Source organism: Sphaerisporangium cinnabarinum, assembly GCF_055567015.1.
In genome coordinates this window covers 135,413-159,226 of sequence record NZ_JBVHRG010000002.1, presented here as the reverse complement: position 1 = coordinate 159,226, position 23,814 = coordinate 135,413, and the positions used below count along the sequence as shown (strand labels likewise).

Annotated in this window: 22 protein-coding genes; 14 read left to right on the top strand and 8 right to left on the bottom strand. The window is 74.7% G+C overall.

From position 1 onward, the window contains the following. Positions 1-82 precede the first annotated feature (82 nt). The 12 genes from ACZ4MO_RS03775 to deoC all read left to right on the top strand — a co-directional run bounded on the left by ACZ4MO_RS03775 (position 83) and on the right by deoC (position 11,375). Positions 83-1,195 carry a BMP family ABC transporter substrate-binding protein gene (locus tag ACZ4MO_RS03775; RefSeq protein WP_175008030.1) on the top strand — a complete coding sequence of 371 codons (1,113 nt, stop codon included), beginning with the start codon at positions 83-85 and terminating at the stop codon, positions 1,193-1,195. Between the two features lie 204 nt (positions 1,196-1,399). Beyond that, entirely contained in the window at positions 1,400-3,022 is a 1,623-nt protein-coding gene (locus ACZ4MO_RS03770; protein ID WP_175008031.1) for an ATP-binding cassette domain-containing protein, read from the top strand. Continuing rightward, positions 3,019-4,335 carry an ABC transporter permease gene (locus tag ACZ4MO_RS03765; protein WP_499278611.1) on the top strand — a complete coding sequence of 439 codons (1,317 nt, stop codon included), beginning with the start codon at positions 3,019-3,021 and terminating at the stop codon, positions 4,333-4,335. Before ACZ4MO_RS03770 ends, ACZ4MO_RS03765 begins: the two co-directional genes overlap by 4 nt. Further along, the gene (locus ACZ4MO_RS03760; RefSeq protein WP_175008032.1) at positions 4,332-5,627 is read left to right on the top strand and encodes an ABC transporter permease subunit; all 1,296 of its coding nucleotides are present in this window, start codon (positions 4,332-4,334) and stop codon (positions 5,625-5,627) included. Before ACZ4MO_RS03765 ends, ACZ4MO_RS03760 begins: the two co-directional genes overlap by 4 nt. Before the next feature lie 7 nt (positions 5,628-5,634). Then, positions 5,635-6,099 carry a cytidine deaminase gene (locus ACZ4MO_RS03755; protein WP_175008033.1) on the top strand — a complete coding sequence of 155 codons (465 nt, stop codon included), beginning with the start codon at positions 5,635-5,637 and terminating at the stop codon, positions 6,097-6,099. Positions 6,100-6,128: 29 nt separating this feature from the next. After that, positions 6,129-7,463, top strand: coding sequence for a thymidine phosphorylase (locus ACZ4MO_RS03750; protein ID WP_175008206.1), 1,335 nt, complete (start codon positions 6,129-6,131; stop codon positions 7,461-7,463). A 2-nt stretch (positions 7,464-7,465) separates the two neighbouring features. After that, on the top strand, positions 7,466-7,873 hold the full coding sequence (locus ACZ4MO_RS03745) for a YidH family protein (protein WP_255437018.1): 408 nt from the start codon (positions 7,466-7,468) through the stop codon (positions 7,871-7,873). 2 nt (positions 7,874-7,875) lie between these two features. Beyond that, positions 7,876-8,220, top strand: a complete 345-nt coding sequence (locus ACZ4MO_RS03740; protein WP_499278610.1) for a DUF202 domain-containing protein — start codon at positions 7,876-7,878, stop codon at positions 8,218-8,220. Then, positions 8,217-9,176, top strand: a complete 960-nt coding sequence (locus ACZ4MO_RS03735) for a hypothetical protein (protein ID WP_175008035.1) — start codon at positions 8,217-8,219, stop codon at positions 9,174-9,176. Before ACZ4MO_RS03740 ends, ACZ4MO_RS03735 begins: the two co-directional genes overlap by 4 nt. Before the next feature lie 28 nt (positions 9,177-9,204). Further along, positions 9,205-9,444 (top strand): hypothetical protein, encoded by a 240-nt coding sequence (locus tag ACZ4MO_RS03730; RefSeq protein ID WP_074809280.1) that lies wholly within the window; start codon positions 9,205-9,207, stop codon positions 9,442-9,444. A gap of 81 nt (positions 9,445-9,525) precedes the next feature. After that, complete coding sequence (locus tag ACZ4MO_RS03725; protein WP_175008036.1) at positions 9,526-10,656, top strand: adenosine deaminase; 1,131 nt, start codon at positions 9,526-9,528, stop codon at positions 10,654-10,656. Next, positions 10,653-11,375: a deoxyribose-phosphate aldolase gene (deoC, locus tag ACZ4MO_RS03720; RefSeq protein WP_175008037.1), complete on the top strand. Its 723-nt coding sequence runs from the start codon at positions 10,653-10,655 to the stop codon at positions 11,373-11,375. The genes ACZ4MO_RS03725 and deoC overlap by 4 nt, the downstream gene beginning before the upstream one ends. 105 nt (positions 11,376-11,480) lie before the next feature. Here deoC and ACZ4MO_RS03715 read toward each other — a convergent pair whose 3' ends face one another. Further along, a complete protein-coding gene (locus ACZ4MO_RS03715) occupies positions 11,481-13,325 on the bottom strand; it encodes a phosphohexomutase domain-containing protein (RefSeq protein ID WP_175008038.1) in 1,845 nt (614 codons plus the stop codon). A 1-nt stretch (position 13,326) separates the two neighbouring features. Then, on the bottom strand, positions 13,327-14,178 hold the full coding sequence (locus ACZ4MO_RS03710; protein ID WP_031316850.1) for a purine-nucleoside phosphorylase: 852 nt from the start codon (positions 14,176-14,178) through the stop codon (positions 13,327-13,329). Between the two features lie 145 nt (positions 14,179-14,323). On the opposite strand from ACZ4MO_RS03710, the gene ACZ4MO_RS03705 reads away from it, so the two are divergent. Further along, positions 14,324-15,763: an NAD(P)H-quinone dehydrogenase gene (locus ACZ4MO_RS03705; protein ID WP_108048146.1), complete on the top strand. Its 1,440-nt coding sequence runs from the start codon at positions 14,324-14,326 to the stop codon at positions 15,761-15,763. 31 nt (positions 15,764-15,794) lie between these two features. Here ACZ4MO_RS03705 and ACZ4MO_RS03700 read toward each other — a convergent pair whose 3' ends face one another. The 4 genes from ACZ4MO_RS03700 to ACZ4MO_RS03685 form a co-directional block, all read right to left on the bottom strand. Then, a complete protein-coding gene (locus ACZ4MO_RS03700) occupies positions 15,795-16,376 on the bottom strand; it encodes a shikimate kinase (RefSeq protein WP_175008039.1) in 582 nt (193 codons plus the stop codon). Position 16,377: 1 nt separating this feature from the next. Next, positions 16,378-16,851: a hypothetical protein gene (locus ACZ4MO_RS03695; RefSeq protein ID WP_175008040.1), complete on the bottom strand. Its 474-nt coding sequence runs from the start codon at positions 16,849-16,851 to the stop codon at positions 16,378-16,380. 83 nt (positions 16,852-16,934) lie between these two features. Continuing rightward, positions 16,935-18,947 carry an endonuclease/exonuclease/phosphatase family protein gene (locus tag ACZ4MO_RS03690; RefSeq protein ID WP_175008041.1) on the bottom strand — a complete coding sequence of 671 codons (2,013 nt, stop codon included), beginning with the start codon at positions 18,945-18,947 and terminating at the stop codon, positions 16,935-16,937. Between the two features lie 109 nt (positions 18,948-19,056). Then, on the bottom strand, positions 19,057-19,599 hold the full coding sequence (locus ACZ4MO_RS03685) for an NUDIX hydrolase (RefSeq protein WP_499278609.1): 543 nt from the start codon (positions 19,597-19,599) through the stop codon (positions 19,057-19,059). Positions 19,600-19,701: 102 nt separating this feature from the next. Between ACZ4MO_RS03685 and ACZ4MO_RS03680 the strand changes: the two genes are divergently transcribed. Beyond that, on the top strand, positions 19,702-21,000 hold the full coding sequence (locus ACZ4MO_RS03680; RefSeq protein ID WP_342779535.1) for an MFS transporter: 1,299 nt from the start codon (positions 19,702-19,704) through the stop codon (positions 20,998-21,000). Between the two features lie 146 nt (positions 21,001-21,146). On the opposite strand, the gene ACZ4MO_RS03675 is transcribed toward ACZ4MO_RS03680, so the two are convergent. After that, positions 21,147-22,922, bottom strand: coding sequence for an ATP-binding protein (locus ACZ4MO_RS03675; protein ID WP_175008208.1), 1,776 nt, complete (start codon positions 22,920-22,922; stop codon positions 21,147-21,149). Positions 22,923-23,129: 207 nt separating this feature from the next. Then, positions 23,130-23,786 carry a Maf family protein gene (locus tag ACZ4MO_RS03670; protein WP_499278608.1) on the bottom strand — a complete coding sequence of 219 codons (657 nt, stop codon included), beginning with the start codon at positions 23,784-23,786 and terminating at the stop codon, positions 23,130-23,132. Positions 23,787-23,814 lie beyond the last annotated feature (28 nt).

Below are 23,814 nucleotides of genomic sequence, written 5' to 3'. Positions count from 1 at the left end.
GTCCTCCCGTGCAACGGCGCAGGGGAGGACCCAGGGGTCCTTCCCTGCGCGGCAGTGCTACGAGAACGACAGGAGCTATCAGGTGAAGAGAGCGACTCAGGTCACCGCCCTCGCGGCGGTCGCCGCGCTCGCGCTGGCCGCGTGCGGTGCTGCGCCCGAGGACGACGAGACCACCGGCGGCGGCGAGGGCACCGCGGGCGGCAACTCCGACTTCTCCGCGTGCATGGTCTCCGACGCCGGCGGGTTCGACGACCAGTCCTTCAACCAGTCCGGCTACGAGGGCCTCCAGCAGGCGAAGGACGAGCTCGGCATCACGACGCACGAGGTCGAGTCCCAGGCGGACACGGACTACGGCCCGAACATCGACAGCCTCGTCCAGCAGGGCTGCAACCTCATCATCGGCGTCGGCTTCCTCCTCGAGGACCCGATCCAGTCGGCGGCCGAGGCCAACCCGGACGTGCACTTCGCGCTCATCGACTCGGCGTTCAGCAACCCGGGCGCCACGGCGGCCGACCCGCCGGAGGCGGTCGAGATCGACAACGCGAAGCCGATCCTGTTCAACACCGCGGAGGCGGCGTTCCTCGCCGGGTACCTCGCGGCGGGCATGACCGAGACGGGCACGGTCGCCACGTTCGGCGGCATCCAGATCCCGTCGGTCGCCATCTTCATGGACGGCTACGTCGACGGCGTCGCGAAGTACAACGAGGACAACGGCACCGACGTCAAGGTGCTCGGCTGGGACAAGGAAGCGCAGACCGGCACGTTCACCGGCGACTTCGACAACCAGGCGAACGGCCAGAACGTCACGCAGGGCTTCATCGACCAGGGCGCGGACATCATCATGCCCGTGGCCGGCCCGGTGGGTCTCGGTGCCGCCGCGGCGGCCGAGAGCGGCGGCGCGAAGATCATCTGGGTCGACTCGGACGGCTTCCTCACGACGGACTACGGGAGCATCATCCTCACGTCCGTGATGAAGCAGATCGGCCCGGCGGTCTTCGACACCGTGAGCGAGTCGGCGGACGGCAACTTCACGAACGAGCCGTACGTCGGCACGCTCGAGAACGAGGGTGTCGGCCTGGCGCCGTTCCACGACTTCGAGGACGCGGTCCCGGCCGAGCTGCAGGACCAGCTCGCCCAGTACCAGGAGCAGATCATCGCGGGCGACCTCGTCGTCGAGTCGCCGAACGCGCCGTGACGCGACGCTGAACCCGCCGGCCGCCCACGGGCGACCGGCACCGGTGGCCCGGGCCCAGCGCCCGGGCCACCGTCATGACGACGACGGTGTCGTCGGGGCCGCGACGACGCGCCGCGCTCCCACGAGTGCGGTTCGATGGAGTACCTCGAAGAGATCGGGGTCGACACCGCGGTACGACTGCGAAGCACGAGGAGAGGCAGACCGGTGAAGCTGGAGCTGCGAGGGATCACGAAGGTCTTCGGGTCCCTGGTCGCCAACGACCACATCGACCTGGTCATCGAGCCCGGCGAGATCCATGCCCTGCTCGGGGAGAACGGGGCGGGCAAGAGCACGCTCATGAACGTGCTGTACGGGCTGTACGACCCGGACGACGGGCAGATCCTCGTCGACGACGTGCCCGTGCAGTTCGCGGGCCCGGGCGACGCGATGGCCGCCGGCATCGGCATGGTGCACCAGCACTTCATGCTCGTCCCGGTGTTCACCGTCGCCGAGAACGTCGCGCTGGGGCACGAGCCCGTGAAGGGCGCGGGTCTCATCGACGCGCGCCGCGCGCGTCGCCTCGTCCAGGAGATCTCGGACCGGTTCGGGTTCGAGGTGAACCCCGACGCGATGGTCGAGGACATCCCCGTCGGCGTGCAGCAGCGCGTCGAGATCATCAAGGCGCTGTCGCGCGACGCGCGCGTGCTCATCCTCGACGAGCCGACCGCGGTCCTCACGCCGCAGGAGACGGACGAGCTCATCGCGATCATGCGCGAGCTCAAGGCCGCGGGCACGTCGATCGTCTTCATCACGCACAAGCTGCGCGAGGTGCGGGCGGTCGCCGACCGCATCACGGTCATCCGCCGGGGCAAGGTCGTCGGCACGGCCGACCCGAGCGCGAGCGAGACCGAGCTCGCGTCCCTCATGGTCGGCCGGTCCGTCTCGCTCGGCGTGGACAAGGCACCCGCGGAGAGCGGGGACACCACGTTTCACGTCGACGAGCTCACGGTCATGGACGACGCCGGCACGCCCGTCGTCGACCGCGTGAGCCTGGAGGTCGCGCGCGGCGAGATCCTCGTCGTCGCGGGGGTCCAGGGCAACGGTCAGACCGAGCTCACGGAGACGATCGTCGGGCTGCGCAAGCCGGTCGCGGGCTCGATCCTGCTCGACGGCAAGGAGCTCGTGGGGCGCAGCGTGTCCCAGGTGCTCGAGGCGGGCGTGGGCTACGTGCCCGAGGACCGCAGCACCGACGGGATCATCGGGACGTTCTCCGTCGAGGAGAACCTCGTGCTCGACCTCGTGACGTCCGCGCCGTACTCGCGCGGCGGTGCGCTCGCGCGCGGCACGATCCGCGCGAACGCGGAGCAGCGCATCGGCGAGTTCGACGTGCGCACCCAGTCGGTCGAGACGCCGGCCGGCACGCTCTCCGGCGGCAACCAGCAGAAGGTCGTCCTCGCGCGCGAGATGTCGCGCCCGCTGCGACTGTTCATCGCGTCGCAGCCGACGCGCGGCCTCGACGTCGGCTCGATCGAGTTCGTGCACCGGCGCATCGTGCAGGAGCGCGACCACGGCACCCCCGTGATCATCGTGTCGACGGAGCTCGACGAGGTGCTCGCCCTCGCCGACCGGATCGCCGTCATGTACCGCGGCCGTGTCGTCGGGGTCGTGCCCGGCGACACCGACCGCGACGTCCTCGGCCTCATGATGGCCGGGGTCCCGCTCGAGGAGGCCGTCGTGCAGGCCGCCGAGCACCACACGACCCTCGGCGAGGCGGACGCCGTCGCCGAGGACGCGCCGTCGGACGCCGCGCAGGACGCGGCCGCCGCCCGCGAGGAGGAGATCCAGTGACCCAGCAGGCAACGCCCGACGACGCGTCGGCGCTCCCGCCGACGGCGGCTCCGCCGAGCGACCCCCAGAAGCCGGAGGCGCCCGCCGGGCAGAGCATCCTGCGCGAGATGCTCGAGAGCAGCTGGCTCGTCTCGCTCCTCGCGATCGTCGCCGCGCTGGTCCTCGGCGGCGTCCTCATCGCGGCGGCCGACCCCGCGGTCCAGGAGGCGGCGTCCTACTTCTTCGCGCGCCCCTCGGACTTCTTCCAGGCCGTCTGGGACGCGGTGTTCGGCGCGTACGCCGCGCTCTTCCAGGGCGCGGTCCTCAACGTCGACGCGCCCGACGTCTCGCGGGCGCTGCGCCCCCTCACCGAGACGATGACGGTCGCGACGCCGCTCATCCTCGCGGGCCTCGGGCTCGGCATCGGCTTCCGCGCGGGCCTGTTCAACATCGGTGCGCAGGGCCAGATCATCCTCGGCGGCATCTTCGCCGGGTTCGTCGGCTGGACCTTCGCGCTCCCGCCGGGGCTGCACCTCCTGCTCGCCGTGCTGGGCGCCGCGCTCGGCGGGGCCCTGTGGGCCAGCATCGCGGGCGTGCTGAAGGCTCGCACGGGCGCCCACGAGGTGATCGTCACGATCATGCTCAACAACATCGCGATCTACCTCGTCGCGTACCTGCTCACGACGAAGCCGTTCCAGGCGCCGGGCAGCTCCAACCCGATCAGCCCGCGCATCCCGGGGAACGCGCAGTTCCCGCTGCTGCTCGGCGAGGGCTTCCGCCTCCACGCCGGGTTCGTCCTCGCGCTGCTCGTCGCGGTGGGCGTGTGGTGGCTCATGGAGCGCTCGACGCTCGGCTTCCGCTTCCGCGCCGTCGGGGAGAACCCGAACGCGGCCCGGACGGCGGGCATGTCGGTCCCGTGGACGACGGTGTGGGTCATGGCCATCGCGGGTGCGCTCGCCGGGCTCGCGGGCAGCGCGCAGGTGCTCGGCACGGAGCACGTGCTCACGGCGGGCGTCGCGGCGAGCTTCGGGTTCGACGCGATCACGGTGGCGCTGCTCGGGCGGTCCCGGCCGCTCGGCACGGTGCTCGCCGGCCTGCTGTTCGGCGCGCTGCGCGCGGGCGGGTTCGTCATGCAGGCCCGCACGGGCACGCCGATCGACATCGTCCTCGTCGTGCAGTCGCTCATCGTGCTCTTCATCGCCGCGCCGCCGCTCGTGCGGGCGATCTTCCGCCTCCCGACACCGGGCGGCCCGACGCGCGCGGAGCGGCAGGCAGCCCGCCGTCGCGCGAAGGCCGTCCCGTCCACGACGACCACCCAGGAGGCCGGAGCATGAGCACCGCGACCACGACCCCGGCACCGGCCTCCGCGCCGGAGCGCGCGGCCAAGCCGCTGCCGCCCATCAGCTGGAAGGCCCCGGTCGCCTACGCGGTCATCGGGCTGCTAGCGCTCGTTTTCTTCGCGCTGCTCCCCGCGGGCGGCCAGGAGACGACGTTCCGCCTCTCGACGGCGAAGGACTTCTTCCAGATCGAGCCGGTCACCGTCAGCTCCACCGGGGCGGCGCTGTTCCTGTCGATCCTCGCGCTGCTCCTCGCCGGCCTGTCGTTCTGGGCCGCGCGCGACCGGCGCAAGGTCGGCGTGTGGCTGCCGATCGTGTACGGCGTCGCGGTCGTCTTCGCGTTCCTGTCGTGGGCCGGGGCCGGGAAGTCGGCGATCCCGCTGACGGGCCTGCTCCAGGGCTCGCTCTTCCTCGCGGTCCCGCTCGTGTTCGGTGCGCTGTCCGGTGTGCTGTGCGAGCGCGTCGGCATCATCAACATCGCGATCGAGGGCCAGCTCCTCGCCGGGGCGTTCCTCGCCGCCGTCGTCGCGTCGCTCACGTCGTCGGCGTACGCGGGCCTCATCGCGGCGCCGGTCGCGGGCGCCCTCGTGGGCGTGCTGCTCGTGATCTTCTCGGTGAAGTACTGGGTGAACCAGATCATCGTCGGCGTCGTGCTCAACGTGCTGGTCGTCGGCGTGACGAGCTACCTGTACTCGACGGTCCTCACCGAGGACCCGGCGACGTGGAACGCGCGCAACCCGCTGCCCGTCATCGAGATCCCGGTGCTGTCGCAGATCCCGGTCGTCGGGCCGGTGCTGTTCCGCCAGACGCTCCTCGTGTACCTCATGTACGTGGTCGTGATCCTGCTGCAGGTCTTCCTGTTCCGCAGCCGCTGGGGCCTGCGCCTGCGCGCGGTCGGCGAGCACCCGAAGGCCGCCGACACCGTCGGCATCAAGGTCAACGCGACGCGCGTGCGCAACACGATCCTCGGCGGCGCGGTCGCCGGCCTGGGCGGCGCGTTCTTCACCGTCGCCGCGGGGCTCGCGTTCGGCAAGGAGATGACGGGCGGCAAGGGCTTCATCGCGCTCGCCGCGATGATCCTCGGGCGCTGGAACCCCGTCGGCGCGCTCGTCGCGGCGCTCCTGTTCGGGTTCTCGGACAACCTCCAGACGGTGCTCGGCATCGTCGGGACGCCGATCCCGAGCCAGATCATGCTCATGACCCCGTACGTCGTGACGATCTTCGCCGTCGCCGGCCTCGTCGGGCGCGTGCGTCCGCCGGCCGCCGAGGGCATCCCCTACGTCAAGTGAGGACGGCATGACGGACGTGCACGACGGCGGCACCCGGCCGGGCGGGGGGACGGACCCGGACGGGTCCGCCGCCGGGCCGGCCGTCGACTGGGACGCGCTGCGCACCGCGGCGCGCGAGATCATGACCCGCGCCTACGCGCCGTACTCGGGCTTCCCCGTGGGCGCGGCCGCGCTCGTGGACGACGGCCGCGTCGTCGTCGGCTGCAACGTGGAGAACGCGGCGTACGGCGTGACGCTGTGCGCGGAGTGCTCGCTCGTGAGCTCGCTCGTCGGCTCGGGCGGCGGACGCCTCGTGGCGTTCGCGTGCGTCGACCGGCACGGCGCTCCGCTCATGCCGTGCGGCCGGTGCCGCCAGCTCCTGTGGGAGCACGGGGGCCCCGACCTGCTGGTCGAGACGGTGCGTGGTATCAAGACGATGAGGGACGTGCTGCCCGACGCCTTCGGGCCCGAGGATCTGGAGGAGCGCTCGTGACCAGCGACGACGTGGCCACGCAGGACGGCATCGAGGACGACGGCGAGGACCGCGGCACCGAGGGGCCGGCCCCGGAGAGGTTCGACGCGGTCGACGTCATCCGGACCAAGCGCGACGGGGCGCGGCTCGCGCCCGAGCAGATCGACTGGGTGGTCGACGCCTACACGCGCGGCGTGGTGGCCGAGGAGCAGATGGCCGCCCTCGCGATGGCGATCTACCTCAACGGCATGGACCGCGCCGAGATCGGTCGCTGGACCCAGGCGATGATCGCGTCGGGCGAGCGCATGGACTTCTCCGGTCTGTCGCGCCCGACGGCGGACAAGCACTCGACCGGGGGAGTGGGCGACAAGATCACCCTGCCCCTCGCGCCGCTCGTCGCGGTGTACGGCGTCGCGGTGCCGCAGCTCTCCGGCCGCGGCCTGGGCCACACCGGCGGCACGCTCGACAAGCTCGAGGCCATCCCCGGGTGGCGCGCGGCGCTGACCAACGCGCAGATGATGAACGCGCTCGAGCACGTCGGCGCCGTGATCTGCCAGGCGGGCTCGGGCCTCGCGCCCGCCGACCGGCTCCTGTACGCGCTGCGCGACGTCACGGGGACGGTCGAGTCGATCCCGCTCATCGCGAGCTCGATCATGAGCAAGAAGATCGCGGAGGGCACGGGCGCGCTCGTGCTCGACGTCAAGGTCGGCTCCGGGGCCTTCATGAAGGAGATCGGCTCGGCGCGCGAGCTCGCGCGCACGATGGTCGACCTCGGGACCGACGCCGGCGTGCGCACGGTCGCGCTGCTCACCGACATGTCGACCCCGCTCGGTCTCACGGCGGGCAACGCGCTCGAGGTGCGCGAGTCCGTCGAGGTGATGAAGGGCGAGGGGCCGCAGGACGTCGTCGACCTCACGGTCGCGCTCGCGCTCGAGATGCTCGCGGGCGCAGGCCGCCCGCAGGACGAGGACGACGTGCGCCACGCCCTCCTGGGCGGGCGCGCGCTCGACAAGTGGCGCGAGATGATCGCGGAGCAGGGCGGCGACTCGCGCGCCCCGCTGCCCGTCGCACGCGAGCGCGAGCACGTCGTCGCCGACCGCGACGGGGTGCTCGAACGGCTCGACGCGTACGCCGTCGGGGTCGCGGCGTGGCGTCTCGGGGCGGGCCGGGCCCGCAAGGAGGACCCGGTGCAGGCGGGCGCGGGCGTCGAGCTCTTCGCGAAGCCCGGCGACACCGTCCGCAAGGGCCAGCACCTCATGACCCTGCACACCGACACCCCGGAGCGCTTCGAGCGCGCGGTGCAGGCCCTCGACGGCGCGTGGTCCGTCGCGGAGCCCGGCACCGTGGTCGAGCGCGGCTCGGTCGTCCTGGACCGCGTCGACTGAGCGTGACGGGCGACGAGCAGCCCTCGCCCGAGCCGGCCGACACGCGCCGGCCGCGGTCGGTGTACGGCGTGGGGACCGAGCCCGACGCGCGGTTCAGCCTCGCGAACGAGCGCACCGCGCTCGCGTGGGTGCGCACCGGGCTGGGCCTGGTCGCGGGCGGCGTCGCGCTGACGTCGTTCGCGACGTTCGCGGGCATGGTGGGCCTGCTCGACGTCGTGGCGGGCGGCGCGTGCCTCGCCGGCGCCGGGTTCGCGGGCTATGCGCTCGTGTCGTGGCGCCGCAACGAGCGGGCCCTGCGGCTGCGATGGCGCCTCCCGGCGCCGAGCGGCCTGCCCGTGCTCGTCGTCGGCGTCGTCGTGCTGGCCCTGCTGCTCGCGGGCTACGCCGTCGGGGCGGCGACCGGAGGGTGAGCGTGCCGTCGCGGGAGCCCGGCGCCGCGGCGCCGCGGGACGAGGGCCTGCAGCCCGAGCGTACGGCGCTCGCGTGGCAGCGCACGGTGCTCGGCGTCGTGGTCGGTGCGCTCGTGCTCGCCGCCGCCGGGCTGCGGTCCGGTTCCGTGGTCACGGTGTGCGCGGCGGTCGCGGTCGCCGTGCTCGCGCTCGTCCCCGCCGTGCTGCGGCCCCCGACCGGCGGGCTCCCGCGCGACGGGCGGCTCCACTCGTGGTCGTTCCTCGTGCGCGTGGGCGGCCTCGTCGTGGTGCTCGCGCTGGTGGGGGCCGCGTGGGCGTTCGGCCGGGTCCTCGGCGGTGCCGCGTGAGGCGCGGGCTCGGGGCGCTGCGGGCGACCGACGTCGCGCGCCTCCTCCCCGCGCGCGTCCTCCCGCCGCCCCCGCCACCCGGCGCGCACGCGCCCGACGCCGCGACCTCCCGCGTCCTCGACCTCGCGCGTCGTGCGGGCCACCCGGAGCACCGCGTGGACGCGCTCGCCGCGACCCTCGACGCCCTGCGACCGGTGGACCGGCGGGCCGTCGTCGACCCGCTGCGCCGGCTCGACGGACCCGCCGCGGGTCCCGGTGTCCGGACGCTGGAGATCGCGGGCGCGCCCGCGCGCCAGACCGACGGGACGACGTGCGGCTCGGCCGTCCTGGGACTCCTCGCCGCGGCGGGCGACCCGGTGCTCGCGCTGTGGCTCGCCACCGGGCTGCGCCCGGGGGAGGCCGCGCACCACGAGCCGGCGGACGCGCGCACCCGCTCCGGTGTCGAGCGCTTCCGGAGGCTCCAGCAGGCGCTCAAGCGCCGGACGAACCGGCACGGGCTCGGACCGCTGCCGTGGCCCGCGGCGCTCGGGACGCCGCCCTGGGGCGCCGCCCGGGCCGCGCGGTACGCGGACGTGGCGTTCGTGGACCGGGTCCTCGCGGGGCCGGGCGCGCAGCGCGTCGGGAGGGCGGCGCTCGTGGCCGCGTCGCGCGGGGTGCCCGTGCCGCTCTTCACCGGTGGAGACGTGGCGCTCGGCCTCGCGACCGCGGTCCCGCGCCACGTCGTGCTCCTCACCGACGCCGACGAGGCGGCGGGGTGGTGCCGGGTCTACGAGCCGTCGTCGGGCACGCTGCACACCCTCCCGGCGGGGGCGCTCCTCGACGGCGCCCGGGTGCCCGCGACGCGTCGCGCGCTCGGAGGCTGGCCGCACGTGTGCTGGGCGCTCCTGCCCGGCGGCCGCGCTGGCGAGGGCGCGCGCCCGGCGGCAGGATGGGCGCAGCCGCCACGACCGTGGTGAGCACGCCGATCGTCGAGGAGGAGTCGCGATGAGCACCGTGCCCGGGAACGACGCATGGCGGGACGCCGGTCTGGACGAGCAGGGCGAGGAGGCCGTCAGCCTGGTGGAAGAGGTCGAGGACGACGACCCCGGGGTCGAGGACCCCGTGCACGAGGTCGACGAGTACCAGCCGCGCACCCCGCGCCCCGACCTGGAGGGCGAGGCCGCCGAGGCCGACGTCGTCGAGCAGGCGTCCGCGGTGCCCGGCAGCGACGACGACTACGCCTGACCGCCCGCACCACCCGAACCGACCCGGCCCGGCCGGTACCCTCGGCGCGAGGCCGAGCGTACCGGCCGGTACCGTGAGCGCATGACCACCGAGAACGCCCCGCTGACGGTCGACGTCATCCGCGCGCTGCCCAAGGTCGTGCTGCACGACCACCTCGACGGCGGGCTCCGCCCCGCCACCATCCTCGAGCTCGCCGCCGACGTGGGGCACCAGCTCCCCGCGGACGACGCCGAGGCGCTCGGCGCCTGGTTCGCGGAGTCCGCGGACTCCGGGTCGCTCGTGCGCTACCTCGAGACGTTCGACCACACGATCGCCGTCATGCAGACGCGTGACGCCCTCGCCCGCGTGGCCCGCGAGGCCGTGCTCGACCTCGCGCGCGACGGCGTCGTGTACGCCGAGCAGCGCTGGGCGCCCGAGCAGCACCTCCAGCGCGGCCTGACCCTCCAGGAGACGGTCGACGCCGTGCAGTCGGGCATCGAGCAGGGCGTCGCCGAGGCGGCTGCGGAGGGGCGGACCATCCGCGTCGGGCAGCTCGTCACCGCGATGCGGCACGCCGACCGCTGGTCGGAGATCGCGGAGCTCGCGGTCGCGAACCGCGGCAACGGTGTCGTCGGCTTCGACATCGCGGGCGCGGAGGACGGCTTCCCGCCCTCGCGCCACGTCGAGATCTGGCGCTACCTGGCCGAGCAGAACTTCCCCGTGACGATCCACGCGGGCGAGGCGGCGGGCCCGCAGTCGATCGCCGATGCCGTCCACCTCGGTCAGGCGAGCCGCATCGGCCACGGCGTCCGCATCGTCGAGGACATCGCGTTCGACCCGGAGTTCCCGCACAGCGCCGAGGGCGAGCCCGGGACGGCTGCGCTCGGCCTCCTCGCGCACTGGGTGCGCGACCACCAGATCCCGCTCGAGCTGTGCCCGTCGTCGAACGTGCAGACCGGGGCGGCGACGTCGATCGCCGACCACCCGATCACGCGCCTCAAGGAGCTCGACTTCGCGGTCACGCTCAACACCGACAACCGGCTCATGTCGCGCACGACGATGACCCAGGAGATGGCGCTCCTCGTCGAGCACGCCGGCTGGACCATCGACGACCTCGCGGACGTCACGATGACCGCCGCGTGGAGCGCGTTCCTGCACCACGACGAGCGTCGTGCGCTCGTCGACGACGTGATCCTCCCCGGCTACCAGCAGATCGAAGGAGCGCAGCTGTGAGCGACGCGACCGGCACGCAGCCCCTGGACGCGGCGGGCCTGGCCCGCTTCGTCGACCACACGCTGCTCAAGCCCGAGGCCACCCCCGCGGACGTCGCGGCGCTCGTCGAGGAGGGCGTCCGCCTGGGCGTCTACTCCGTGTGCGTCTCCCCGTCGATGCTGCCCCTGGACCCGGCGACCACGCGCGAGCGCGGGCTGCTGGTCGCGACGGTGTGCGGCTTCCCGTCGGGCAAGCACCACAGCGACGTCAAGGCGTTCGAGGCGGCCCGCTCCGTCCGCGACGGCGCCGACGAGGTCGACATGGTGATCGACGTCGGCGCGGCCAAGGCCGGGGCCTGGGACGCGGTGCGCGACGACGTCGCGGCGGTCCGCGCCGCCGTGCCCGCGGACCGGGTCCTCAAGGTCATCATCGAGTCGGCCGCCCTCACCGATCACGAGATCGTCGAGGCGTGCCGCGCGTCCGAGGCGGCGGGCGCCGACTTCGTCAAGACCTCGACCGGGTTCCACCCCGCGGGCGGCGCCTCGACGCACGCCGTCTCGATCATGGCCGAGACCGTCGGCGGTCGCCTCGGCGTCAAGGCGTCGGGCGGCGTCCGCACGCTCGCCGACGCCCTCGCGATGATCGAGCACGGCGCCACGCGCCTCGGGCTGTCCGGCACCGCCGCCGTCCTCGCGGGGTTCGACGGCACGGACGCCCCCTCCGCCGGGGGCGGCTACTGACGCCGTGACCTGGCGGACCTGACCGGCCGTCGGGAGAACGACACGAGCCGGGGTCCCCGGTCGCCGGAGACGTTCCGGCGACCGGGGACCCCGGCTCGTGGTGGCTCAGAGACCGAGCGCGCGCGTCATGTCGGCCTTGACGCGGTCGAGGCGATCACGGGCGAAGGCCCGGGCGGCGGTGAGGTCGGCGTGCGAGGCGTCCGGGGCGACGGGCACCACGACCTCCAGGTAGCACTTGACCTTCGGCTCGGTGCCGCTCGGGCGCACGACGACGCGCGTGTCGTCCGCCGTGAGGATCCGCACGCCGTCCGTCGGCGGGAGCCCGTCCAGGCCCGCGGAGAGGTCGGTGACGTCGGAGACGCCGGCGCCCGCGAGGGTGCGCGGGGGAGCGGCCCGCAGGTGCGCCATCGTCTCGCCGATGCGGTCGAGGTCCTCGAACCGGGCGGAGAGCTGGTCGCTCACGTGCAGGCCGTGGGCGCGCGCCAGGTCGTCGAGCGCGTCGACGACCGTGCGACCGTCGGCCTTGAGGCGGTTCGCGAGCTGTGCGACGAGCAGCGCCGCGCTGATGCCGTCCTTGTCTCGGACGTGGGCCGGGTCGACGCAGTAGCCGAGCGCCTCCTCGTAGCCGAACACGAGGCCGTCGACGCGTGAGATCCACTTGAACCCCGTGAGCGTCGTCGCGAAGCCGAGCCCGTGCGCGGCCGCGATCTTTCCGAGCAGCCGTGACGACACGATCGAGCACGCGAGCACGCCCCCCGGGGCGCCCGACGCGGTGACGCGGCGCGCGACGTCGTCGCCCAGGAGCGCGCCGACCTCGTCGCCGTGCAGCATGCGCCAGCCGTTCGACCGGGCCGTCTCCGCGCCCTGGTAGGTCCCGACGCGCGGGTCGAGCACCGCGACGGCGCACCGGTCGGCGTCGGGGTCGTTCGCGAGCACGACGTCGGCCGCCGCGTCCTGCGCGACGGCGAGCGCGAGGTCCATCGCGCCCGGCTCCTCGGGGTTGGGGAACGCGACGGACGGGAAGTCGGGGTTCGGGTCGAGCTGCTCCTCGACGGGCACGACCTCCGTGAAGCCCGCGTCGCGCAGCACGTGCGCGACCGTCTCGCCGCCCACGCCGTGCAGCGCCGTGGTGACGACCTTGAGGTCGCGCCGTGCGCCGTCGGACAGCGCGAGGACCGACCGCTCGTAGGCGACGACGACCTCGGGGTCCAGCACGGTCCACCCGGACGACGCGCGCGGGACGGACCGCGCCGGCCCGACGGCCGCGATCGCGGCGGCGATGTGCGCGTCGTACGGCGGGACGATCTGGGCGCCCTGCCCGGAGTCGGTGACGACGCGGCCGCCCAGGTAGACCTTGTACCCGTTGTCGGCGGGCGGGTTGTGGCTCGCCGTCACCATGACGCCCGCGTCGGCGCCGAGGTGGCGCACCGCGAACGCGAGGACGGGGGTCGGCAGGGCCGACGGCAGGACGAGCACGTCGAGGCCCGCCGCGGTGAGCACGGCCGCGCTGTCCACCGCGAACGTGCGGGACCGGTGCCGCGCGTCGAACCCGACGACGACGCGCGGGCGCGCCGCGCCGCCCGCGCCCGCCGGGCCGAGGGCGTCGAGCAGGTAGGCGCCCAGGCCCGCGGCCGCACGGATCACGACCGCGCGGTTCATGCGGTGCGGACCCGCCTCCATGCGCCCGCGCAGCCCGGCCGTGCCGAACTCGAGCGGGCCGGAGAACCGGTCCCGCAGGTCGGCGAGAGCTCGCGCGCGGACGTCGTGCTTGCGCGGGTCCGGGGAGTCGACGAGCTCGAGCAGGCGGCGGAGCTCGTCCTGGTCGCCCGCGTCGACGTCGTCGTCGATCCACGCCCTGACGCTAGCGAGGAACGCCGCGTGGTCGGTCCCCGGGTCGAAGGTCGGGTCGTCGGCCGGGTCGGCCCGGTGCCCCGCAGTGCGGTCCGTCATGTCACACCAGCTTCGCGATGTCGGCCAGGAGGGCGCTGATCCGGGGTCCCGCGGCCTGGCCGGCCTCGATGACCTCGGCGTGGGAGAGCGGCGTCGGACTGATCCCGGCGGCGAGGTTCGTCACGAGCGAGACGCCGAGCACCTCCAGGCCGCAGTGCCGGGCCGCGATGGCCTCGAGCGTCGTGGACATGCCGACGAGGTCGGCGCCGAGGATCCCGGCCATCCGGACCTCGGCGGGCGTCTCGTAGTGCGGCCCGGGGAACTGCGCGTACACGCCCTCGGGCAGCGTCGGGTCGACGCGGTGCGCGAGCTCGCGCAGGCGCGGCGAGTACACGTCGGTGAGGTCGACGAACGTCGGCCCCTCCAGCGGGCTGCGGGCCGTGAGGTTGATGTGGTCGGAGAGGAGGACGGGCGTGCCCGCGCCCCACTCCTGGTTGAGCCCGCCGCACCCGTTGGTGAGGATGAGGGTCTCCGCGCCCGTCGCGGCGGCCGTGCGCACGCCGTGCACGACGGCGCGCACCCCCTTGCCCTCGTACAGGTGCGTGCGCGAGCCCAGGACGAGGGCGTGCCGCACCGAGCCGTCGGCGCGCTCGACCCGGATGGACCGCGTCACCGAGAGGTGGCCCGCGACCGCGGGTGCGGAGAAGCCGGGGATCTCGTGCGTCGGGACCTCCGCGACGACCTCGCCGAGCAGCTCGGCGGCGCCGCCCCAGCCCGACCCGAGCACGAGGGCCATGTCGTGACCCTCGACCCCGGTGGCCTGCGCGATGTGGTCGGCCGCGGCCCGGGCCACGAGGAAGGGGTCGGTCGCGGGATCGTCGAGCGGGGGTGTGCTCGGAGGCGTCGTCGTCATGGTCGCAAGGCTAGTCCGTCCCACGGCGCGCGACCTGACGAGTAACGCCGTCGCGTGCGCGACCCCGGACCGGCCGCGACGTCTCGCATGCTGACACCGAGCGACGCGACGGCCTGACAGAATGTCCGGCGTGACGCACGTGAGCATGGACTCCTCGACCGCCCCGGACAGCACCCGCATCGTCGTCGTGGGGGGTGGGCCCGGCGGCTACGAGGCGGCCCTCGTCGCCCGTCGTCTCGGTGCCGACGTCACCGTCGTCGAGCGCCACGGCCTCGGCGGCGCGGCCGTCCTCACGGACGTCGTCCCCTCCAAGACGCTCATCGCCACCGCCGACTGGATGACCATCGCCGAGCGCGCGGCCGAGCTCGGCATCCGCCTCCCCGTCGACACCGCCAAGGCGCAGCACCCCGCGATGCGGCGGCACATCGTCGACCTCGAGGCCGTCAACACGCGCGTCATGGCGCTCGCGGCGGCGCAGTCCGCCGACATCCACGCGCGGCTGGAGCGCGAGGGCGTGCGTGTCGTCATCGGCGAGGGTCGGCTCGACGGCCCCGAGCGCGTCGTGGTCGACGCGCCCGACGGCACCGACGGCCCGCTCGTGCTCGACGCCGACGTCATCCTGCTCGCGCTCGGCGCGACGCCGCGTGTGCTGCCCACCGCGCAGCCCGACGGCGAGCGCATCCTCACGTGGACGCAGCTCTACAACCTCTCCGAGCTCCCGGAGCGGCTCATCGTCGTGGGGTCGGGCGTCACCGGCGCCGAGTTCGCGGGCGCGTACAACGCGCTGGGCTCCGACGTCGTGCTCGTGTCGAGCCGCGACCGCGTGCTCCCCGGCGAGGACGCCGACGCCGCCGAGCTGCTCGAGGGCGTGTTCCGCTCGCGCGGCATGACGGTCATGTCCCGCTCGCGCGCCGAGTCCGCCGAGCGCACCGAGGACGGCGTCCGCGTCACGCTCTCCGACGGCCGTGTCGTCGAGGGCTCGCACGTGCTCATCGCCGTCGGCGCGATCCCTTCCACGAGCGGCATCGGGCTCGAGGAGGCCGGGGTCCGGCTCACGCCCAGCGGGCACGTCGAGGTGGACAAGGTGTCGCGCACGTCGGTGCGCGGGATCTACGCCGCGGGCGACTGCACCGGCGTGCTGCCCCTCGCGTCCGTCGCGGCGATGCAGGGCCGCGTCGCCATGTCGCACGCGCTCGGCGACGCCGTCGTGCCCATCAAGCTGCGGACCGTCGCGGCGAACATCTTCACCGCGCCCGAGATCGCGACCGTCGGCTACAGCGAGGAGCAGCTCAAGGCGCAGAGCAGCAAGTACGTGACGACCGTGCTGCCGCTCGCCCGCAACCCGCGCGCCAAGATGCTCGGCATGCGCGACGGCTTCGTCAAGCTGTTCGCGCACCCCGAGGCCGGGGTCGTGCTGGGCGGCGTCGTCGTCGCCCCTCGCGCGAGCGAGCTCGTGTTCCCCATCACGCTCGCGGTCTCGCACCGCCTCACGGTCGACGACGTCGCGTCGGCCTTCACGGTCTACCCGTCGCTCAGCGGCTCGATCGCCGAGGTGGCACGCATGCTGCACCACCGGGAGGACTGAGCGCCTGTCGGCCGTCCCGACAGACGCGGGTTCAGGCCAGCGCGGCGGCCAGCCGGCGGGCGCTCGCGGCGACATCCTCCGTTCCCGTGACGAACGTGCGGTGCGCGAGGCTCCGCGTCCCCGGGTCGTCGAACCACTCGGCGAGGAAGTCGTGCCCCGCCGGTCGCCAGTCGGTGCCCTTGGTCGCGAGGGAACGGGCCCGCAGCACGCCGAGCGCGTGCTCGCGGTCGGTGCTCGGCAGCACGAGGACGACGTGCGGCACGGACGCGAGCGCGGCGCGGACCCGGGCGAGCTGCGCGGGGTCGGTGTACGACGCGTGGCCGGCGCCGAGCGCCAGGACCGTGCCGGGATGCTCCGCGACCGCGCGCTCGGCGGCGTGCGCGCGGGCGGGCTCCCACTCGCGCTCCGCCGCCACGCGGCCGACCACGCCGACGCGCTCGACGAGGCGGTCGACGCTCCACCCGACCTCGGGGTAGTACCGGTCGGCCACGGCGTCGAGGTCGACGAACGGTACCCCGAGCCGCTGCGCGACGAGCGCGCCGAGCGTCGACTTGCCGGTCGCCGCGGGCCCGAGCAGGACGAGGACGGGCGCCGGGGGACGTGCGTCCGGCACGTCAGAGCCGTCCGTCGAGACGCAGGCTCCCGTCCGCCCAGGCGAGCTCGGTGAGCTGGAAGCCGGGGAACGTGTGCTCGAGCACGCCGCCCAGGAGCGCCTGCACGTCGACCGCGACGCGCGCCTCGGGCAGCACGCGCACGGCCTCGGGCGGCAGGCCGTGCGAGCGCAGCGCGCCCTGCAGCGGTCCCTCGACGAAGCCGAGGAGCTTGTGGGCGGGCAGGCCGGCCGCGCTCGCCTCGACCGCGAGCACCGCGGTGCCCGCGACGACGGACTCCACGCGCAGCGTCGCGCGGACGACCGGGACGAGCCGGGCCGCGAGCCGGAGGGCCGACGGCGGGTCGGGCACCTCGCGCAGGTCGACGACGACCCGGACGTCGTCGCCCTCGCTCGCGACCGACCGCACGTACGGCGGCAGGCCGCCCGTCGCGCGGGCGATCTCGACGGCCTCGGTCACGGTCAGCTCGATGCGCACCCGTCGACCCTAACCCGCCTCCCCGTGCCCGGTCGGGGGGCACGGGGACCAGGACCTCAGGCCGGAGCGGGCCGGACGAGGTCTCAGTCCTGCGCGCGGAGGTCGGCGAGGAGGGGGCGGTGGTCGGACGTCGTGACGTCGAGGACCTCGACCGACCGGAACGTCACCGCGGGCGAGCCGAGGACCCAGTCGATGCGGTGCGCCGGGGCGACCGCGGGAGACGTGAGCGCCGCGGGGTCGCCCGCGACGTCCTGCCCGCTCTCGAGCCCCGCGTCCTCGAGCAGGACGATCTCGTCCCAGCCCGGCTCCGCGTTGAGGTCGCCCGCCAGGACGTACGCCTCCTCGACGGGCTCCGCGGCGAGGAGCGCGTCGAGCTGGTCGAGGCGCGTCGGGGTGTTCTCCTCCCGGTGCTGCACGTGCACGGACGTCACGCGCACCGGGACGCCCGCGGCGTCGACCGTCGCGGAGAGGGCCGAGCGTTCCTGGGGACCGGCGCCGTAGGGGAGGGCGTGGTGCACGACGTCGGTCAGGTCGCCCCGCAGCGGGTCCCAGAGGATCGCGTTGCCGAACTGGCGGTCGGCCGCGGGCGCGAAGACGACGCGCATGCCGGTCGCGCGCGCGAGGTACGTCGCCATGTCGGCCCCGCCGCCGAGCACCCAGCCGCGGGACACCTCCTGGAGCGTGACGACGTCGGCCCCGGACCCCGCGATCGTCGCCGCCATCTCGTCGAGCCGGACCGACGGGTCGGCGCTCACGCCGTAGTGCAGGTTCCAGTCCAGCAGCCGGAGGTCGCCCACGGGGTAGTCCGCGACGGCGGACGTCGTCGTCGGCACGTGGACCTGGGGGACGCCGACGAGCGCGAGGAGCGCGACCGCGCCCCCGAGGGTGAGCGCGAGCGGTCCGCGCTCCTGGCGGGAGGCCGGCTCGTCGGGGCTCGTCGGGGCGGGCCGGGCACGCCGCCCGGCGACCACGGCGGGGACCGCCACGGCGAGCGCGGCCGCGACGGGCAGCAGGACGTGGGGGAACGGCAGCGGTACGTCGTACTCGAGCTGGTAGCCCAGCAGCGGGACGGCGGCGCCGAGGCCCGCGGCGCTCGCGGCACCGGCGAGCCGGAGCCAGGTGAGCGGCAGCGCCGGGCGGGTCAGCGCGAGGGCGAGCATGCGCGCCGCGACGGGGACCAGTACGACGAGCAGGGCGAGCAGCGCCCAGCCCCACGCGCCCGGCCCGTCCACGCGGGGGACCGCGAGCAGGACGACGGCGACGCCGACCACGAGCACCGCGGGCGAGAGCCACCACGCACCGGGCCCGGACCGCGCGGCGCGCGGGACGGCCCACGCCGTGAGCAGCGCGGCGACGGCGAGACCGGCGACCGCGAACGGGAGCGCGACGCCCGTCTGCGCCGCCGCGAACGCCGGGTTGACCAGCACCTGCACGGCGAGCGCGACGAACGGGCCGAGCACCCACAGCCCGCGCGACCCCGGCAGGGCGTCGCGCCCGCGCAGCACCCACGCGCAGGCGAGCGCCGCCCCCGTGACGGCGACCGTCACGACCCACGCGCCGACGTCGGCCCGCCAGTAGGCGTCCCACGTGCCCAGGGTCGCGCTGAGCGCCGCCGCGAGGAGGGCGCCGAGCACGACGCCCAGGGCCACGAGGCGTCCCCGCGCGAGGCCGTCGGTCGCGCCCGCGCGGGCGCCGCTCGCGAACCCCGCCACGAGGACGAGCACGCCGATCCCGAGGGCGACCGTCGCGAGACCCACGCCGTACCGGACGAGCCCGAGGTCCGCGCCCGAGGCGATCGCCGCGCCGATCCCCTGGAGCACGAGCCGCGCCAGGACGAGCGCGGAGACGGCGAGCAGCACCACGCGGCCGGTGAGCTCGAGCCGCGCGGCGATCATCGCGACGAGCAGCCCCGGCGCCGCGTACGTCGCGAGGGCCGTCAGGGCCACGGTGACGACCCCCGCGGAGAACGCGTGGTCGAGCAGCGGGCCGCTCGACCGCACGAGCTCGACCACCGTCGCCGTGACGGTGACGACGAGGAGCAGCGTGGCGAGGTCGGCGCGGTCGCGCGGGACGGCAGGGGCCTGCGCGGGGTTCACGAGACGTGACGCTACCGTCCCGGGCGCGCGCGGCACTGGGCGGGCTCGGACGGGAGCCAGGCGCGTCCGGACGCCGGGGCCGGGCCCGGTCGTGCGCCCGGTGCCGCCGTCAGTCCTCGGGCGCGCCGTCGAGCAGGGCGCGCAGACCCGGCCAGGCGTCCCCGAAGGCCGGCAGGAGGGGCAGGCCCGCGACGTCGTCGACCGGGACCCAGCGGACCTCGATGCTCTCGGCGTCGGTCGCGCGCGGCTCGACCGACGCGCCGTCCGCGACCTCCGCGAGGACCGTCGTGTAGCGCCACGGGCCGTGGTCGAGCACGCGCTCGGCGACGACGCGCACGGCCGCGGGGTCGAGTCCCGCCTCCTCCTCCGCCTCCCGCAGAGCGCCCTGGGCCGGGGTCTCGTCCGGCCCGACGGCGCCCCCGGGCACGCCCCACGTGCCGCCCTGGTCCGACCACGGTGCGCGGTGCTGGAGCACGACGTCGGTCACGCGCCCGGCACCGTCGCGCCGCGCGAGCAGCAGCCCGGCCGCACCGAACAGCCCCCAGTGCCGGCGGCCGCACGCGCACTCGACCCAGCCGTCGCCGGGCTGGAGGTGGCGGGGGAGCCGGGCCGGCGGCTCGTCGGGGTCGCGGGGGGCGGTCGGGATCGTCACGAGCCCCATGCTGCCAGCCCGGTGCGGCGCCCCGCCCCGTGCGGTGGTGCGCCGTCGGCGAATTCCATGGACCGTGTGGGTGGTGACCGGCACGATGTCCGGGTGAGCCATACGCCGTACGAGAACACCGACGCCGCGACGGCGGACGCCGTCGACCGTCCCGCCGAGGACGACACGCTCGCCCGGCCCCGGTGGCGCCGGGACACGGCCGTGTTCCTCTCGGGGCAGACCGTCTCCCTGTTCGGCTCGATGCTCGTCCAGTACGCCGTCATGTGGCACCTGACGATCGAGACGAAGTCCGGCTCCGTGCTCGCGCTGAGCACGCTCTTCGGGTTCCTCCCGCAGGCCGTCGTCTCCCTCTTCGGCGGCGTGTGGGCGGACCGGGTGAACCGCAAGGCGCTCGTCATCGCCGCCGACGGCACGATCGCGGTGACGACGCTCGCGCTCGCGCTCCTCATGCTCGGCGGGGCCGACGACCTCTGGCTCATCTACGCCGCGCTGGCCGTCCGCTCGACGGGCGCCGGGATCCAGACCCCGGCCGTCGCGGCGCTCCTCCCGCAGATCGTGCCGACGAGCAGGCTCCTGCGGGTCAACGGCATCAACCAGTCGATCCAGTCCGCGATGATGCTCCTCGCGCCCGCGGTCGCCGCGGCCCTCTACGCGAGCATGTCCCTCGTCGCCGTCTTCTTCGTCGACGTCGTCACGGCGGTGATCGGGATCGGGCTCCTCCTGCTCGTGCCCGTGCCGACGCTCGTGCGTGCGGCCACGGGCGAGCGAGCCGGATACTTCGACGACCTCGTCGAAGGGTTCCGCTACCTGGGGTCGCACCCGTTCGTCCGGTGGGTCCTGGGCCTCTACGCCGTCGTGTTCCTGCTCATCGTCGCGCCGTCGTACCTCACGCCGCTCATGGTCGCGCGCACCTTCGGCGAGGAGGTCTGGAAGCTCACCGTCAACGAGGTCGCGTTCTCGGTCGGGATGCTCCTCGGCGGTGTGCTGCTCGCGACGTGGGGCGGGCTGAAGAACCGGATCGCGATGATCGTCGGCTCGACGTTCGTCTTCGGCGTCCTGTCCGTCGCGATGGGCGTCTCGACGAACATGTGGGTGTTCTTCGTCTTCATGTTCCTGCTCGGGCTCTCCGTGCCGCCCTTCTCCACGACGTCGATGACCGTGCTCCAGGAGACCGTCGAGCCGGAGCGCCAGGGCCGGGTGTTCGGCTTCGTCGGCATCGTCATGGCGGTCTCGATGCCGCTCGGGATGGTCGTGTTCGGCCCGCTCGCGGACCGCTTCTCCGTCGAGTCGCTGCTCGTGGTCTCCGGGGTCCTCATGTTCCTCGTCGTGACCGTCGCCGTCGTGCTGCCCTCGGGCCGCCGGGCGATCCGCGCCGCCGCCCTGTCCGGCTGACGGCGGGAAGACCGCGAGCTCGGCACTCGCGGTCGGGATCGGCAGTCACTGCTGCCGATCGCGACCCCGACTGCCGAGCTCGGTCGGAGGTGTCGATCTCGGGACGACCGCGGCTGCCCCGTCGGACGCCGGGCGGGACGCGCAGGTCAGTCGACGATCTCGCAGATGGCCGTGCCGGAGCTGACGCTCGTGCCCGCGGTCGCCGAGAGCGAGCGGACGGTGCCGGCGCGGTGGGCGAGGAGGGGCTGCTCCATCTTCATCGCCTCGAGCACGACGACGAGGTCGCCCTCGGCGACCTGGGTGCCGTCGGCGACGGCGACCTTGACGATGGTGCCCTGCATGGGGGAGGCGAGCGTCGTGCCCGACCCGCCGCCGTTGGACTTCGCGGCGCTGCGGCGCGCGGGGCGCCGGGCGGCGTTGGCGGTGCGGGCACGCCCGGCGGCCATGCCGAGCCCGGCGGGCAGCACGACCTCGAGCCGCTTGCCGCCGACCTCGACGACGACGCGCTCGGTCGCGAGCGGCTCGTCGTCCTCGTCCGCGGGCGCCGCCGGGGCCGGTGCGAGCGTGGCGAGCCGGTCGGCGAACTCGGTCTCGATCCACCGGGTGTGCACCCGGAACGGCTCGTCGTCGGTGGGGACGAACGCCTCGGCGTCGAGCACGGCGCGGTGGAACGGGACGACGGTCGGGATGCCCTCGACCTCGAGCTCGCGCAGGGCGCGGCGGGCGCGCTGGACGGCCTCCGCGCGCGTGGCGCCGGTGACGACGAGCTTGGCGATCATCGAGTCGAACGCGCCGGAGATCGTGTCGCCCTCGACGACGCCGGAGTCGACGCGGACGCCGGGGCCGGACGGGAACCGCAGGCGCGTGATGCGTCCCGGGGCGGGGAGGAAGTTGGCGGCCGGGTCCTCGCCGTTGATGCGGAACTCGATCGAGTGGCCGCGCACCTGGGTGGAGGTGTACCCGAGGGGCTCCCCGGCGGCGATGCGCAGCTGCTCGCGCACGAGGTCGATGCCGGTGACCTCCTCGGAGACGGGGTGCTCGACCTGCAGGCGGGTGTTGACCTCGAGGAAGGAGATGGTGCCGTCGGCGCCGACGAGGAACTCGCACGTCCCGGCGCCCACGTACCCGGCCTCCCGGAGGATGGCCTCGGAGGCCTTGTACAGCTCGGCCTCCTGGGCGGCGCTGAGGAACGGCGCGGGCGCCTCCTCGACGAGCTTCTGGTGGCGACGCTGGAGCGAGCAGTCGCGCGTGGAGACCACGACGACCGTGCCGTGCTCGTCGGCGAGGCACTGGGTCTCGACGTGGCGGGGGGTGTCGAGGTACCGCTCGACGAAGCACTCGCCGCGACCGAACGCGGCGGTCGCCTCGCGGACGGCCGACTCGTAGAGCTCGTCGATCTCGTCGGTGGTGCGCGCGACCTTGAGGCCACGCCCGCCACCGCCGAACGCCGCCTTGATCGCGATGGGGAGCCCGTGCTCGGCCGCGAACGCGTGGACCTCGCTCGCGTCGGCGACCGGGTCGGGCGTGCCCGGGACGAGAGGGGCGCCCGCGCGGTGCGCGATGTGGCGGGCGCTGACCTTGTCGCCGAGCGCGTCGATCGCGGCAGGCGGCGGCCCGATCCAGACGAGCCCGGCGTCGAGCACGGCCTGCGCGAACTCGGCGTTCTCGGCGAGGAACCCGTACCCGGGGTGCACGGCGTCGGCGCCGGAGCGGCGCGCGACGTCGAGGAGCTTCGCGATGTCGAGGTAGGTCTCGGCCGCGCGCGTGCCGCCGAGCGCGAACGCCTCGTCGGCGAGGTGCACGTGCAGGGCCTGGCGGTCGGGGTCGGCGTAGACCGCGACGGACGCGATGCCGGCGTCGGCGCAGGCGCGCACGATCCGGACGGCGATCTCGCCACGGTTGGCGACGAGGACCTTGCTCAGGGGGCGGGTGGGGTTCGCGGGCACGGCTCACGGTAACGCGTGCGCACGGCGCGGTTCACGCTCCTGCGCGCGGTACCGGACAAGATTGGAGAACAAACCAAGCCGCGCCGAGGGCGGTTGTCGGAAACCTCCATAGCGGCCCGTCCCTGGGCTCCGTGAGGTGCGCCGGGTTGTCCGCCCTCGACAACGCGGCGCACGCGCGACGCGTCAGGCGCGCAGCGCGTGCCAGGCCACCCCGACCTCGCGCAGGAGCGACCGCACGAGCGGCAGGCTGATCCCGACGACGCCGTGGTGGTCGCCCTCGATCCGCTCCACGTACGGGCCGCCGAGGCCGTCGACCGTGAAGGCGCCGGCCACGTGGAGCGGCTCGCCGGTGGCCACGTAGGCGTCGATCTCGTCGTCCGCGAGGTCGGCGAAGTGCACGACGGTCGAGCTCGTCGCGCCCACCGCGGCGCCCGTCCCCCCGGCGTCGGCCGGGCGCAGGTCCACGAGCCAGTGCCCCGTGTGCAGGAAGGCGGCACGGCCCCGCATGGCGCGCCAGCGGGCGCGCGCGTCGTCCGCGTCGGCGGGCTTGCCGAGCACCTCGCCGTCGAGCTCCAGCATCGAGTCGCACCCGACGAGCAGCGCGGCGTCGGCCTCCGGCGCCCCTGCGGCCGGGTCGAGCGTGCGGACGACCTCCTCCGCCTTGGCGCGCGCGAGGACCAGCACGGCGTCGACGGGCTCGAGCCCGCCGCGCTCCGCGGCGGCCTCGCGCAGCACGGCGTCCTCGTCGACCCCGGACACGCGCACGAGCGGGTCGACGCCGGCCGCGCGGAGCGTCGCGAGGCGGGCGGGGGAGCGGGAGGCGAGGAGCAGTCGGAGCACCCGCGCAGACTACCCGGGACGGTGCGCG

What these genes read in the sequence shown, in the direction of transcription:
- ACZ4MO_RS03760 (WP_175008032.1), top strand. Translation starts at nt 4,332, where the DNA reads ATGAGCACCGCGACCACGACCCCGGCACCGGCCTCCGCGCCGGAGCGC.
- ACZ4MO_RS03755 (WP_175008033.1), top strand. Translation starts at nt 5,635, where the DNA reads ATGACGGACGTGCACGACGGCGGCACCCGGCCGGGCGGGGGGACGGAC.
- ACZ4MO_RS03730 (WP_074809280.1), top strand. Translation starts at nt 9,205, where the DNA reads ATGAGCACCGTGCCCGGGAACGACGCATGGCGGGACGCCGGTCTGGAC.
- ACZ4MO_RS03725 (WP_175008036.1), top strand. Translation starts at nt 9,526, where the DNA reads ATGACCACCGAGAACGCCCCGCTGACGGTCGACGTCATCCGCGCGCTG.
- ACZ4MO_RS03715 (WP_175008038.1), bottom strand. Translation starts at nt 13,325, where the DNA reads ATGACGGACCGCACTGCGGGGCACCGGGCCGACCCGGCCGACGACCCG.
- ACZ4MO_RS03710 (WP_031316850.1), bottom strand. Translation starts at nt 14,178, where the DNA reads ATGACGACGACGCCTCCGAGCACACCCCCGCTCGACGATCCCGCGACC.
- ACZ4MO_RS03705 (WP_108048146.1), top strand. Translation starts at nt 14,324, where the DNA reads ATGGACTCCTCGACCGCCCCGGACAGCACCCGCATCGTCGTCGTGGGG.